Source organism: Chromobacterium violaceum ATCC 12472 (assembly GCF_000007705.1).
Classification (GTDB): domain Bacteria; phylum Pseudomonadota; class Gammaproteobacteria; order Burkholderiales; family Chromobacteriaceae; genus Chromobacterium; species Chromobacterium violaceum.
In genome coordinates this window covers 921,032-934,316 of record NC_005085.1, presented here as the reverse complement: position 1 = coordinate 934,316, position 13,285 = coordinate 921,032, and the positions used below count along the sequence as shown (strand labels likewise).

General features: G+C 69.2%; 11 protein-coding genes. 6 read left to right on the top strand and 5 right to left on the bottom strand.

Annotated features, from left to right (window positions below):
- Positions 1-4 precede the first annotated feature (4 nt).
- Genes CV_RS04400 through CV_RS04385 form a run of 4 tightly spaced genes read left to right on the top strand, consistent with a single transcriptional unit; the run spans position 5 to position 2,890 of the window.
- Entirely contained in the window at positions 5-325 is a 321-nt protein-coding gene (locus tag CV_RS04400) for a hypothetical protein (protein ID WP_043595510.1), read from the top strand.
- Positions 322-834: a cupin domain-containing protein gene (locus CV_RS04395; RefSeq protein ID WP_011134458.1), complete on the top strand. Its 513-nt coding sequence runs from the start codon at positions 322-324 to the stop codon at positions 832-834. Before CV_RS04400 ends, CV_RS04395 begins: the two co-directional genes overlap by 4 nt.
- An 8-nt stretch (positions 835-842) precedes the next feature.
- Positions 843-1,511 carry a M15 family metallopeptidase gene (locus tag CV_RS04390; RefSeq protein WP_043595508.1) on the top strand — a complete coding sequence of 223 codons (669 nt, stop codon included), beginning with the start codon at positions 843-845 and terminating at the stop codon, positions 1,509-1,511.
- On the top strand, positions 1,508-2,890 hold the full coding sequence (locus CV_RS04385; RefSeq protein ID WP_011134456.1) for an FAD-binding oxidoreductase: 1,383 nt from the start codon (positions 1,508-1,510) through the stop codon (positions 2,888-2,890). Before CV_RS04390 ends, CV_RS04385 begins: the two co-directional genes overlap by 4 nt.
- Positions 2,891-2,967: 77 nt before the next feature.
- Here CV_RS04385 and CV_RS04380 read toward each other — a convergent pair whose 3' ends face one another.
- The 5 genes from CV_RS04380 to CV_RS04360 form a co-directional block, all read right to left on the bottom strand.
- The gene (locus CV_RS04380) at positions 2,968-4,875 is read right to left on the bottom strand and encodes a tetratricopeptide repeat protein (RefSeq protein ID WP_011134455.1); all 1,908 of its coding nucleotides are present in this window, start codon (positions 4,873-4,875) and stop codon (positions 2,968-2,970) included.
- 88 nt (positions 4,876-4,963) lie between these two features.
- A complete protein-coding gene (locus CV_RS04375; protein WP_076226588.1) occupies positions 4,964-6,841 on the bottom strand; it encodes a methyl-accepting chemotaxis protein in 1,878 nt (625 codons plus the stop codon).
- A 386-nt stretch (positions 6,842-7,227) separates the two neighbouring features.
- The gene (locus CV_RS04370; RefSeq protein WP_011134453.1) at positions 7,228-8,856 is read right to left on the bottom strand and encodes a 3-(methylthio)propionyl-CoA ligase; all 1,629 of its coding nucleotides are present in this window, start codon (positions 8,854-8,856) and stop codon (positions 7,228-7,230) included.
- Positions 8,857-8,977: 121 nt separating this feature from the next.
- Complete coding sequence (locus CV_RS04365; protein ID WP_011134452.1) at positions 8,978-9,502, bottom strand: response regulator transcription factor; 525 nt, start codon at positions 9,500-9,502, stop codon at positions 8,978-8,980.
- Positions 9,499-10,755 (bottom strand): ATP-binding protein, encoded by a 1,257-nt coding sequence (locus CV_RS04360; RefSeq protein ID WP_043595502.1) that lies wholly within the window; start codon positions 10,753-10,755, stop codon positions 9,499-9,501. The genes CV_RS04365 and CV_RS04360 overlap by 4 nt, the downstream gene beginning before the upstream one ends.
- Before the next feature lie 118 nt (positions 10,756-10,873).
- Here CV_RS04360 and CV_RS04355 point away from each other — a divergent pair, with 118 nt between their 5' ends.
- Positions 10,874-12,802: a TonB-dependent copper receptor gene (locus CV_RS04355; protein WP_011134450.1), complete on the top strand. Its 1,929-nt coding sequence runs from the start codon at positions 10,874-10,876 to the stop codon at positions 12,800-12,802.
- Positions 12,803-12,874: 72 nt separating this feature from the next.
- On the top strand, positions 12,875-13,282 hold the full coding sequence (locus CV_RS04350; protein WP_011134449.1) for a hypothetical protein: 408 nt from the start codon (positions 12,875-12,877) through the stop codon (positions 13,280-13,282).
- Positions 13,283-13,285: the final 3 nt, after the last annotated feature.

The following is a 13,285-nucleotide window of genomic DNA, read 5'->3' as shown; positions in this document are numbered from 1 at the left end:
GGCCATGGCGAACCGGCAAGTGGTATGGTTGAAGGCGGAGGCGCCGTCCAAACCGCCGCCTGGCCTGCCGTGCAACGGCTGCGGCGTATGCTGCGCCGCCGCGCCCTGCCCCCTGTCGCGACTGCTGCTGGGGCACAGATCCGGTTCCTGCCCGGCGCTGGAATGGCAAGCGCCGCGCTATCGCTGCGGCCTGTTGCGCACGCCGCGCCGCCACCTGCGCCGCCTGTCCGGCTGGACCGAGTCCTGGTTCCGCCGGCTGACGCGCCGCTATCTCGCCATCGGCCGCGGCTGCGACAGCCTGGCCACTACAGAGGAAGACCGATGAGCCGTCCCGACTGCATCAAGCACTGGAGCGAACTGCAAAGCGACAGACCGCGCTATTACTCCGGCAGCCAGGAGCCGCTGTCCCGCGGCAGCGCGCTGGGCAAGCACTACGGTTTCGCCCGGCTCGGCATCAACCACGAACTGCTGGAACCCGGCTGTCGCACCAGTTGGCCCCATGCCGAAAAAACCGAAGACGAATTCGTCCACGTGCTGGAAGGCACGCCCGACGTCTGGCTGGATGGCCGGCTTTACCGGCTGCAGCCAGGCGACTCGGTCGGCTTCAAAGCCGGAGACGGCCTGGCCCACACCTTCATCAACAATACCGAGCAGATCGTCCGCCTGCTCTGCGTCGGCGACACGGACAGAGCGGACAACCGCATCCATTACGCCGTGCATCCCGAGCGCAACCAGTTCCTGGGCGCGCTGCACTGGGACGACGTGCCGGAACGCGAGCTCGGCGGCCACGACGGCCTGCCGGACAAGCTGCGCGACAACAATGGACCGTTCTGAAAGCCATCATGCTGACGCTAGCCGATCCTTCTCTGCCGGCCATCCCGCTCGCCGATGACCCCGAGCCCTTCGTCGACCTGGCCGGCTATCCGGACTGGGCGGTGGACCTGAGCCGCAGCCAGATCGCCAGCCGCAGCCCGCACTTCCTGAAGGCCCGCCGCGCCGTGGCCGAGCGGCTGCGCGAAGCCGCCCGCCATCTGCCCGACGGCCTGCGTTTTTATGTCAAGGAAGCGTATCGCCCGCTGGCCCGCCAACGGCGCTCCTACGACGAGCACCTGGCCCGGCTGCGCGAGCTAAGGCCGGAGCTGGATGAAGCCCAGCTGCTGCGCGAGGCCAGCCTCTACGTCGCGCCGCCGGCGGTCGCCCCGCATCCCACCGGCGCGGCGCTGGACCTGACGCTGATCGACGCCGCCGGCATGGAACTGGACATGGGTTGCCCGTTCAACGCCGACAGCGAGGAATCCGGCGGAGCCTGCTACACCGACAGTCCCGGCCTCTCCGATCAGGCGCGGGCCAACCGCGCCGTGCTGATCCGGGCGATGCAGGCCGCCGGCTTCGTCAATTATCCATCCGAATGGTGGCACTGGTCGTACGGCGACCGCTACTGGGCGGCGCAGACCGGCGCGCCGGCCGCGCTGTACGCCGCCGTGGATGAAAGCCTGCTGGAAGCGATATGAACGATTTTCTGACGCAGCTGGCCGCCATCGTCGGCCCGCGGCACCTCCTCACCGCCGACGCCGACACCGCGCCGTTCACGCTGGACTGGCGCCGCCGCTACCAGGGCGCACCGCTGGCCGTGGCGCTGCCGGGCGATACCGCCGAAGTTTCGGCGCTGGTCCGGCTATGCCGCGCGCACCGGGTGGCCATCGTGCCGCAAGGCGGCAACACTTCCACCTGCGGCGCGGCGACGCCGGACGGCAGCGGCCGGCAGCTGGTGGTCGCGCTGCGGCGGCTGAACGCCATCCGCGGCGTGGACGCCGACAACAACGCGCTGACCGTCGGCGCCGGCGTCACCCTGCAGCAGGCGCAGCAGGCGGCCGAAGCCGCCGGCCGGCTGTTTCCGCTGTCGCTGGCCTCGCAGGGCAGCTGCCAGATCGGCGGCAATCTGTCCACCAACGCCGGCGGCGTCGCGGTGCTGCGCTACGGCACCATGCGCGAACTGACGCTGGGGCTGGAGGCGGTGCTGCCGGACGGCCGCGTGCTGGACCAGCTGCAGGGCCTGCGCAAGGACACCACCGGCCTGGACCTGAAGCAGCTGTTCATCGGCGCCGAAGGCCAGCTGGGCCTGATCACCGCCGCCACGCTGAAGCTGTTCCCGCTGCCCAGCGCCCACGCCACCGCGATGGTCGGCGTCGGCGACATCGAAACGGCGATAGACTGGCTGAACCGGCTGCGCCACCGCTTCGGCGACCGGCTGACCGCCTTCGAGGTGATGGACGCCAGCTGCCAGCAGGTGCTGCTGCGCCACCATCCGTCGCTGATGCCGTTCAGCGCGCCGTGGCTGATCCTGATCGAGCTGTCCGACGGCGGCGATCCGGCGCAATTGAACGACGCGCTGGCCGAATGGCTCGCCACTCAGGACATGCTGGACGGCGTCATCGCGCAGAACGAGACCGAGCGGCGCAAGCTGTGGACGCTGCGCGAGGAGATATCGGAAAGCCAGCGCAAGGACGGCCCCAGCATCAAGCACGACATCGCGGTCCCCACCTCCGCGCTGCCGCGGCTGGTCCGCGATTGCGCGGCGGATCTGAACCAGGCCTTTCCCGGCGTGCGCATCGTCGCCTTCGGCCATGCCGGCGACGGCAATCTGCATTACAACGTCAGCTTCACCCGCCCCGGCAACGCCGATCTGTTCGACGACGAACCGGCGGTCAACGCCATCGTCTACGACCACGTCTACCGGCTGGGCGGCACGCTGGCGGCGGAACACGGCGTCGGCCAATTGAAGAAAGACTGGCTGGTCCGCTACAAGGACCCGCTGGCGCTGGAGCTGATGCGGACGATCAAGGCCGCGCTGGACCCGGACGGGCTGATGAATCCGGGCAAGTGGCTGTAGGGCGGAAGCCCGGCCGCGCCGGGCGTTCCGCCTATCATGGCCTAAGCTTGGCGGAACGCCCCCCTGGGGCTTCCGCCCTACTTGCGGATGCGCAGCATCAAACAGCCGTCGCTCCGGGACCGGCTGATGCAGCCCGGCAACCGGCTGCGCTGGGCGTTCCGCCGCTCACAGCCGGGCGATCGTCTCGCGCCATCCCTCGCCGCGCCTTTGGCGCTGCAGACGAACCGAGTCGTACCACGGCGTCGCTTCGCCATCCCATCCCCAGCGCCAGTCCACATGCTCGCCGGCCAACAGCAGCCGGCAAGGCAGGCCCAGCGCGCCCGCCAGGTGCGCCATCGCGGTGTCCACGGCCACCAGGCCGTCCAGTTCCGCCAGCAGCGCCGCGCTGTCGGCGAAATCCCCCAATTGGGAACCCCACTCCGCCACGCCATGTTCGAGCAACCATTGGCGTTCGACATCGGTCGGCTCCGGCTGCAGCGAAATCCAGTTGGCGCCGGGATCGGCCAGCAGCGGCAGCAAAGCCTCCGGCCCCGGCAAGGAACGGCAATGGTCGAACGGGTGCTCGGCGCGGGCCGGCGCCAGACCAGGCCGATGTTGCGTCCAGGCGGCAAACGCGCGCGCCAGGCCTGCCGCAGCGCCGGATCGGCCTGCAGATAGGTTTCCGCGCGCGGCTCGAAATCGCGCAAGGCCCATGGCAGGCTCATGGAAAAAACATGACAGTCGTGCGGCGGGAACGCCGCCGGGTAGCCGCTCCCCATCGCCAGCCACGCCACCTGCGGCCATTGCCGGGAAAACAACGGCGACAGCGGCTCGCGGCATAGCGCGACGACGCGCGCCGCGCCCTGTTCAAGCAGCGGATTCAGATAGCGGCTGAACTGGATGGCGTCGCCATAGCCCTGCTCGAACAACACCAGCAGCCGTCGTCCCGCCAGGCTCTCGCCCTGCCAGCGCGGCGACGGCAAGGCGGGATAGACGGCCGACTCCAGCCTGGCCTCGTGATGGGCCCAGCCGGCCGCCCAGTCGCCGCGCGCCAGTTGCAGATAGCCCAGGTTCTGCCGCAGGCGGCGGTGGTCCGGCACCGACGCCAGGCCCTGCTCCCAGGCTAGCCCGGCCTCCTCGTCCCGGCCCTGCTCCCGCAGGGCCAGTCCCAGCAGGTTCAGCCAGTCGGCGCGGCCGGGTTCCGCCGCCAGCGCCTGCCGCGCCAGGGTTTCCGCCTCCGCCGCACGCCCGGTGGCCAGCAGCAGCGAGGCCAGATTGGGTAGCGCGGCGCCGGGCTGCGCGGCATGGGCGGCGCGCAACGGCGACTCCGCCTCGTCCCAGCGCCGCTGGGCCATCAGCAGCAAGCCCAGGTTGTTGCCGGCGGCGGCATGGCCCGGCGCCGATTCCAGCGCGCGCCGCAACATGGCTTCGGCCTCCCCGGCCTCGCCCCTCTCCTCCAGCAGCCGCCCCAGCAACTGCAGCGCCTCGACATCGTCGGGCGTCTCGTCCAGACAGGCGCGCAGCTGCGCCTCGGCCTCGCCGTTCCGGCCCCGCTCAGCCAGCAGCCGGCCCAGCTGGTAATGGGCGGCGGCGCCGGGCTGAATGGCCAGCCTGCGGCGGAAGCAGGTCTCTGCCTCGTCCAGGCGGCCCGCGTCCTGCAGCAGATTGCCCAGATTGCCCAGGCTGGAACAATGATCGGGGTCGCGCGCCAATTCGGCGCGGTAATGCGCGTCGGCGGCGGCCGCGTCGTCCCGCTCCGACGCCAGGCAGCCCAGGTTGTAATGCGCGTCCGGCGTGGCCGGGTCCAGCGACAAGGCCTGGCGCCAGCACTGCTCGGCCAGCGCGGCCTGGCCCAGGCGCGCGGCGCAGACGCCGAGCAGGTTCCACAGCGGCGCGTTGCCGGGCTCGGCCTGCAAGCCGGCCTGCGCCGCGCGCAGCGCGCCGGCCAGGTCGCCTTCGGCCAGCAGGCGGGCGGCGAGCAGGGTGTCGGGAGAAAGCGGGATCATCGGGCGTGGGCCAATCGGAACGGTTGCCTCGGATCATCGACGCAAAAACGCCGCCTGGCAAGGCGGCGTTCGGCGCGGCGGATGGGCATTACAGCCGGAATTTGTTGAACTCGGCGTCCATCTTGCCGGCGCTGCCGGCCAGTCCCTGCAGCGTGCTGCTGACGTTCTGCAGCACGTCGTCGTTTTCCAGCACGTGGCCGTTGATCGCTTCCGAGCTCTGCGCGATCAGCGTGGTGGCCTTGTGCTGCTCCTGGGTGGAGTTGGAGATCTCGCTCATCTTGGCCACCACCTCCAGCATCGACGCGCGGATCGCGGCGATGTTGTCCACCGCCTCGCGGGTCAGGCCCACGCCCTCGTCCACCGCCTGCACCGTGTTGTTGACGTCGCCGACGGCGCGGCCCGTTTCCTCGCGGATCGCGCCCACCATATTGGAGATTTCCAGCGTGGCCTGGGCGGTGCGCTCGGCCAGCTTGCGCACCTCGTCGGCCACCACCGCGAAGCCGCGGCCCTGCTCGCCGGCGCGCGCCGCCTCGATGGCGGCGTTCAGCGCCAGCAGGTTGGTCTGGTCGGCGATGTCGCGGATCACGTTGGTGATGCCGGAAATCTCCTGCGAGCGCTTGTCCAGCGAGGACAGCATCTCCTCCAGCCCGCGCACCGACTGCACGGTGTTCTCCATGCCGGACGACAACCGCTGCATATTGTCGGCGCTGGCGGCCAGGTTGTGGCCGGTGGCGCTGGCCAGCTCGTCGGCCTGGCGCGCGCTGTCGGCGATATGGGAGATGGAGACGGTGATCTGCTCCAGCGTGGCCGCGTTGGACGAGGACACGTCGGAGATGTGGCGCGAGCTCTGCGCGACGTCCGCCACCAGCTGGCTGGCGTCCTGCACGCCGCCGACCACGCCCTGCGCGTCGCCCTTCAGGCCGCGGAACAGTTGGCCCAGCTGGGCGACGAAGGTGTTGAACGCGCGCGCGGTGGCGGCGATCTCGTCCTGGCCGTCGTCCTTCAGCCGCAGCGTCAGGTCGCCCTGGCCGCGGGCGATGTCCTCCATCGCCGCCTTCAGCCGCACCAGGCCGGCCAGCATCTTGCCGATTACCAGGCTGGCGAACGGAATCATCAGCGCGAACACCAGCAGGGTCAGCCCGCCTATCGTGTACAGCAGGGTGTGCAGCGGTGCCAGGATCTCGTCGCGGTCGGACACCAGCGCCAGCACCCAGCTGGTGCCGGGAATGGCCTGCGCGGAAATCAGCATGCTCTTGCCGCCGATGTCGACATCGGAAGCCTTGTCATTCTGCACCAGCTGCGCCAGCCGGTCGGGCGTCAGCGCCGGCACCACGCTGGTGATCGGCTTCAGCGTCAGGTCGGCCTGCGGGTGGGCGATGACGGTGCCCTTCTTGTCGACGATGAAGGCGTAGCCGTTGCCGCGCACTTTCAGCGACAACACCGACTTCACCAGCGTGTCCACCATCACGTCGCCGCCGACCACGCCGGCGAAGGCGCCGTTGTGGTTGAACGGCGCGGCGATGGTGACGGTCAGTTTCTTGGTGGCCTCGTCGACGTAGGGATCGGTGACGATGGGCTGGCCGGCGTCCTTGGCCAGCTTGTACCAGTCGCGGTCGGCCACCTTGTAGTCGGCGGGGGCCACCCAGTCGTCGGAGAACAGCGAGCGCCCGTCGGCGTAGCCGGTGTAGTTGACGTTGAAGCCGCCGGCCTTGGTGCCCACCTTGAGGAAACGCAGCGCGTCGGCCTCGCTGGCCACCGCGGTCTGGGCGACGATCTGCTGCTTCTTCTCCGCCAGCCAGGTGGTCACCACCGAGCTCTGCCCTTTCAGGCTGGCGGCGAACTCGTTGTCCAGCCCCTCCAGGATTTCCGCTCGCATCTGCATGAAGACTATGGTCACCAGGACCAGGCCGAACAACGCCATCAACAAGGCGTTGAACGCTATCAGGCGGCTACGGAGTGATTTCATCGCATTCCCTTCATTTCTACGCTGTATAGCCCGGGCGAAAGCCGGCCATTCCTCGGTGGACTGGTTGTAATTTTTTGGAAAGCCGGATGGATACGCTAAACCAAGCAAGCGCAAAGGCGCTTGATCAAGCTCATGCCATTTTCACAATATGATAGGTGCAACGATGATGACAGTCGATGTGAATAACGCATCGAAACAGGCAAAAAAACACCCCTGCGGCATCGCGGCAGGGGTCAACACGAGGAAGAAACATCGGACCGGCCTCGGCCAGCGCGATATTTCGAGGGGCTAACACCTCAAAACCTTGCGGTTCTCAGTGCAGCGGGCATTCTAACGTAATTGCTCTACGAAAATCCAGCGCTTTAGAGCAATTCATCCAATTTTCATCATTCCGGCCAGCGATGGTCCCGGAACTGCTCGCGCAGCTTCATCTTCAGCAGCTTGCCGGTGGCGGTGTGCGGCAGCTCGTCGACGAAGGCGATGTCGTTGGGCGTCCACCACTTGGCGATCTTGCCGTCGAAGTAGGCCAGCAGCTCTTCCCGCGTCGCGCGCGCGCCGGGCTTCAGCGTCACCACCATCAACGGCCGCTCGTCCCACTTGGGATGCGGCACGGCGATCGCCGCCGCCTCCGCCACCGCGGGGTGGCCGACCAGGATGTTCTCCAGGTCGATGGAGCTGATCCATTCGCCGCCGGACTTGATCACGTCCTTGGTGCGGTCGGTGATGCGCATGTAGCCGTCGGCGTCTATCGTCACCACGTCGCCGGTATGGAACCAGCCGTCGGCGCTGTGGTTGGCGTCCAGTTCGCGCTTGAAGTACTGCGACAGCACCCAGGGGCCGCGCACCTGCAGGTTGCCGAAGGAGACGCCGTCGTGCGGCAGCGGCAGGCCGGCGTCGTCGACGATGCGGATGTCCACCCCGTACACCGGCCGGCCCTGCTTGGTCAGCAGCGCGTTCAAGTCCTTGCCGGCCAGGCCCTGATGCTTGAGCTTCAGCGTGCAGGTGGTGCCGAACGGCGACAACTCGGTCATCCCCCACAGCTGGCGCATCTCGATGCCCCGCTCCGCCAGCTGCTCGATCATGCTTTCCGGCACCGCGGAGCCGCCGGCGATCACCCGCTTCAAGGGCGCCAGAGACAGCTGCTCGCGCTGGCAGTGCTGCAGCAGCTGCAACCAGACGGTGGGCACGCCTATGGTGGTGGTGACGCCCTCTTCCGCGATCAGTTGCTGCAGGCTGGCGCCGTCCAGCTTCGGCCCCGGCAGCACCAGCTTGCTGCCGTTCATCGCGCAGCTGTACGGCAGGCCCCAGGCGTTGGCATGGAACATCGGCACCACCGGCATCACCACCGCGCGCGCCGAGAGATCGAAGCTGTCCGGCAGCGAGCTGCCGTAGGCGTGCAGCACGGTGGAGCGGTGCGAGTACAGCACGCCCTTGGGATTGCCGGTGGTGCCGGAGGTGTAGCACAGGCTGGAGGCGGCGTTCTCGTCCAGCCGCGGCCAGTCGTAGACGTCGCTGTGGCCGTGCACCAGGTCTTCGTAGCTGAGCAGATCGGGGATGCCGCTGTCGGCCGGCAGGCTGGCGTGGTCGGCCAGCAGGACGAAGCGCTCCACGGTCTTCAACTGGTCCGCGATCTGCGCCACCAGCGGCAGGAAGCTCGAATCGAACATCAGCACCTTGTCTTCGGCGTGGTTGACGATCCAGGCGATCTGTTCGGGAAACAGGCGGGGATTGACGGTGTGGCAAACGGCGCCGCTGCCGGACACCGCGAAATAGATCTCGAAATGGCGGTAGCCGTTCCAGGCCAGCGTGCCCACCCGGTCGCCCGGGGCCACGCCCAGCGACGGCAGCGCGTTGGCCAGTTGCCTGGCGCGGCGGGCGGCGTCGCGGTAGGTGTATCGGTGCATCGGACCTTCCACCGTGCGCGACACGATCTCGGTGTCGCCGTGGAAACGCTCGGCATGGGCGAGCAGGTCGGCGATCAGCAAAGGCTGATCCATCATCTGTCCAAGCAACATCGCGCATCTCCCCATTATTGGTATGGAAATAGCACGTTACGCCGCATTGGAGCATTCGCTCCAATCACATTTTCTGATGGACCGCCATTGTATGATTTATATATTCGTCATTGCGATTGACTCAGCTCCTGACCGGCTTCTTGGCCAGCATCCGCTGCACGGTGCGGCGGTGCATATTGAGCGCGCGCGCGGTGGCGGAGATGTTGCCGTCGTGCTCGGCCAGCACCCGCTGCAGATGCTCCCAGGTGACGCGGCGCAGCGACATCGGCTGCGGCGCCAGCGGCAGCTCCGGGTTGGCCGACAGCTGCGCGAAGGCGGCCAGGATCTCGTCGACGCTGGCCGGCTTGGCCAGATATTGCACCGCGCCCAGCTTGGTGGCCTCCACCGCGGTGGCGATGCTGGCGTAGCCGGTCAGCACCACCACCGCGCTGTCCGGGCTGGCGGCACGCAGCGCCGGCAGCAGCCGGAGGCCGCTGTCGCCGTCCAGGTTCAAATCCAGCAGGATGCGCGCCGGCCGCTCGGCCGCCCGCGCCAGCGCCTCGGCGGCGTCGCGCGCCCAGGCGACCGCATGGCCGCGCCGCGCCAGCGAGCGCGTCAGCACCATGGCGAAGGCCTCGTCGTCGTCTATCAGCAGGAAATCGCTCACTTGCTCTCCTCCAGCGGCAGCTCGATGCGGGCGTGGACGCCGCCCTCGGCGCGGTTGTCCAGGCTCAGCGTGCCGCCCAGCCGCGCCAGCGTGGCGTGGCTGAGCAGCATGCCCAGCCCCAGGCCGGCTGGCTTGGACGAGTCCAGCGGCGCCAGTCCGGCCCGCGCCAGCTGCGCCTCGCTCAGGCAGCCCTGGCGGTTGACGATGTCCAGCCGCAGCCGGCCGCCGCTCAGGCCGGCCGACACCGCCACCTCGCCGCCGCCGGCCTCGGCCGCGTTGTTGATCAGGTTGAACAGCGCCGGCCAGAACGCCGCATCCAGGCTCACCCGCGGATCGTCGCCGTCCGGGGCCCGCCATTCCAGCCTCACGTCCGGCCGCAGGCTGCGCCAGCCTTCCAGCCGCTCGGCCAGCGACGCGAACAAGGGCTGCGGCCCGGCGCTGGGCTCGGAGCCGTGCTTGAGCCGGGACAGCGTCGCGCGGCAGCTGGCCAGCTGCGCCCGCATCAGTTGCAGGTCCTGGGACAGCGCGGCGTCGCCGGCCCGCTCGCTGATCAGTTCGTCCACCAGCAGGGTCAGCGTGTTCAGCGGCGTGGACAGCGAATGGGCGGCCCCGGCCGCCTGCATGCCCACCGCCAGCAGCTGCTCGTCGCGCAGCTGGGTCTCGCGCGCCTGCGCCAGCGCGTCGCCCTGGTGGCGCAGCTGGCGGGCCAGCCAGGACACGAAGCCGGCGATCAACAACGCCGACAGCGCGAAGGAAATCCACATGCCGGACAGATGCAGATTGAAGGCGTAGGCGGCGTTGCCGCCGTCCAGCGGCCAATCCATATGCCATTCGAACAACAGGCGGTAGGCCGCCACGCTGAGCGCGGCCAGCAGCCAGGCGAACCAGCCCGGCGACAGCAAGGCGGCGAACAGCACCGGCGGCAGGTACAGCGAAGCCAGCGGATTGGCAGCGCCGCCGCTGAAGGCCAGCAGCTCGGTCAATACCAGCACGTCGGCCAGCAGACCCAGCCGCAGCGCCTGCTTGGCCGGCAGCCCCCAGGCCGGCAAACGCGGCAGCAGCAGATTGACCGCCGCCAGCGTGGCCAAAGCCTGGCCGACCAGCAGCCAGGGCAGCGCCACCCGCTCCAGCGCGCAGCCGGCCAGCGCCGCCATGGCCAGCCACAGCATCAGCCAGCGCAGCCGCCGCACCCGCGCGCCGGCCTGCGAGGCGTCGGCGGCCAGCGCCGGCGCGAACATTGCATTCCTATTCATGGCCTGAACTTTACCATCAAGCCGGCGGCGCGGCGGCTGCGACACTTTGCCGCATTGGTGGCCAGGGCGGCTTCCACTACCATCCCGGGCAATAATTCCAACACAAACCTGTTCCGTGATGACAATCCGCTATCTGCTCCCCCTGCCGCTCGCGCTGGCCGTCGCCCACGCCTGCGCGGCGGAACCGCCCGCCTTCGTCGGCGAAGAAGTGCTGGTGACCGCCACCCGCCTCGACCAGCCGCTGCAACTGTCGCTGGACCCGCGCGCGCCGCGCCAGCCGGCGCCGGCCGCCGACGGCGCCGCGCTGCTGAAGAACATTCCCGGCTTCAACGTCGCCCGCAAGGGCGGCAGCTCCGGCGATCCGCTGCTGCGCGGCCTGGGCGGCTCGCGTCTGGCCATCCTGGCCGACGGCGGCTTCGTCTTCGGCGGCTGCGGCGGCCGCATGGACCCGCCCACCGCCTACCTGTTCCCCGACGCCTACGACGTGGTGGACGTGGTCAAGGGTCCGCAGAGCGTCAAGCTGGGCCCCGGCCTGGTGGCCGGCGGCGTCAACTTCGAACGCAAGACGCCGCGCTTCGACCAGCCCGGCGTCCGCTTCAACGGCAGCCTGCTGGGCGGCAGCGGCGACCGCAACGACGCCTACGCCGACTTCGCCGCCGGCTCTCAATACGGCTACGCGCGCATCCTGGCCAGCCGCAACCACGGCGGCGACTACCGCGACGGCGACGGCCGCCCGGTGCACTCCGCCTTCGAACGCGACAGCCAGACCGCCATCGTCGGCCTGACGCCGGGCCGCGACACCACGCTGGAAGTGTCCGCCGACCGCAGCCGCGGCCAGGCCGCCTACGCCGACCGCAGGATGGACGGCAGCCGGTTCGACCGCGACGCCTGGGGCGTCAAGCTGGAGCAGCGCCGGCTCGCCGGCTGGCTGGACGCGCTGCGCCTGCAGCTGAACCACAGCTATGTCGACCACGTGATGGACAACTTCTCGCTGCGTCCAGCGCCGGCGATGAAGATGCTGGGCAATCCCGATCGCGAGGCCGACACCGGCCGGCTGAGCGCCGACCTGGCCTTCGGCGACTGGGAAATCACCGCCGGCTTGGACTGGCTGCGCGACCGCCACAGCAGCCGGGGCGGCGTCGACTACCTGCAGCAGCCGCGCCTGCCGGACATCAGCTTCGACAACCAGGGCCTGTACGCCGAAGCGTCCACACCGCTGGGCGCGCAGGGCAGGCTGATCGCCGGCCTGCGCCGCGATGCCACCCTGGCGGTGCTGGAGGCCGCATCCAATGGCGGCATCCGCGGCGAAAACCGCTATCACATGGACTCCGGCTTCGTCCGCTACGAGCTCAAGACCGGCGGCTGGACACATTACGTCGGCCTGGGCCAGGCGCAGCGCGCGCCCGACTACTGGGAACTGAACCGCAACGATGGCCTCGGCAAGGAAGGCAATCTGCAGCTGGACGCCGGCCTGCTGTACCAGGACGACAAGCTGCAAGGCTCGCTGTCCGCCTACCTGAGCCGCGTCGGCGGCTTCATCCTGGTCGACAACAATAGCCCGCAGATGGCGCGCAACGTCGACGCCCGCCGCTACGGTCTGGAGAGCGAGGCGCGCTGGCGCTTCGCGCCGCAATGGACGCTGTCCGGCAGCGTGGCCTGGGTCTGGGCGGCCAATCTGGACGACGGCCGGCCGCTGGCGCAGACGCCGCCGCTGGAAGGCAAGCTGGCCCTCAAGTGGGACGATGGCCGCTACGGCGCCGGCGCCGCCTTGCGCGCGGTGCAGCGCCAGGACCGCGTCGCGCCCGGCCAGGGCAATATCGTGGGCCAGGACATCGGCGTCGCGCCCGGTTTCGCCACGCTATCGCTGGACGCGGGCTGGAAGATCAGCAAGCGCTTCAAGCTGCTGGCCGGCGTCGACAATGTGTTCAACCGCGCGTACGCGGAAAGCGTCAGCAAGGGCGGCGCCATGGTGGCCGGCTACACCCGGACCACCCGCGTCAACGAGCCCGGCCGCACGCTGTGGACCAAGCTGCAGCTCGAGCTGTAAATATCCGTCCGTCCTCTCGTCTCGGGGCTTCCAGTCTGCTAGGCTGGAAGCCTTTTTCACGATGGCGGCGGCATGAAGATTCCCTATTTCAAGATCCTGGCCTGCGGCCTGACGCTGTTCATCCTGCTGGGGCCGCTGGTGGCGCTGCTGGCCAGCGGCGTGGTGCCGATGATGGCCTATCTGATGGGCGCGGTGCCGGCGCTGGTCTTCGGCTTCCTGCTGTGCCTGCTGCGCATCGCGCTGGCCGGCCCGGTGGCGCGCTGGCAGCGGCAATGGCCGGCCTGGCTGCTCGCCGTCGCCGCCTTCGCGCCCGGCGCGGTCAGCGGCAGCGCGGTCACCCTGCTGTACGCCCGCGTCGCCGAACCCCTGCTGTACAACGACTGGATGACCCTGTATTTGGGCGCGATGGCCGGCGGCGTGTGCAACGCGCTGTTCTGGCGCATGCGCTTCAATGCGCCCGCCCAACCACACCAAGAATAGCGA

Excerpts from the sequence above, each read along its gene's own strand:
- CV_RS04385 (WP_011134456.1), top strand. The coding sequence starts at position 1,508 with ATGAACGATTTTCTGACGCAGCTGGCCGCCATCGTCGGCCCGCGGCAC.
- CV_RS04395 (WP_011134458.1), top strand. The coding sequence starts at position 322 with ATGAGCCGTCCCGACTGCATCAAGCACTGGAGCGAACTGCAAAGCGAC.
- CV_RS04355 (WP_011134450.1), top strand. The coding sequence starts at position 10,874 with ATGACAATCCGCTATCTGCTCCCCCTGCCGCTCGCGCTGGCCGTCGCC.
- CV_RS04390 (WP_043595508.1), top strand. The coding sequence starts at position 843 with ATGCTGACGCTAGCCGATCCTTCTCTGCCGGCCATCCCGCTCGCCGAT.
- CV_RS04380 (WP_011134455.1), bottom strand. The coding sequence starts at position 4,875 with ATGATCCCGCTTTCTCCCGACACCCTGCTCGCCGCCCGCCTGCTGGCC.
- CV_RS04360 (WP_043595502.1), bottom strand. The coding sequence starts at position 10,755 with ATGAATAGGAATGCAATGTTCGCGCCGGCGCTGGCCGCCGACGCCTCG.
- CV_RS04400 (WP_043595510.1), top strand. The coding sequence starts at position 5 with ATGGCGAACCGGCAAGTGGTATGGTTGAAGGCGGAGGCGCCGTCCAAA.
- CV_RS04350 (WP_011134449.1), top strand. The coding sequence starts at position 12,875 with ATGAAGATTCCCTATTTCAAGATCCTGGCCTGCGGCCTGACGCTGTTC.
- CV_RS04375 (WP_076226588.1), bottom strand. The coding sequence starts at position 6,841 with ATGAAATCACTCCGTAGCCGCCTGATAGCGTTCAACGCCTTGTTGATG.
- CV_RS04370 (WP_011134453.1), bottom strand. The coding sequence starts at position 8,856 with ATGTTGCTTGGACAGATGATGGATCAGCCTTTGCTGATCGCCGACCTG.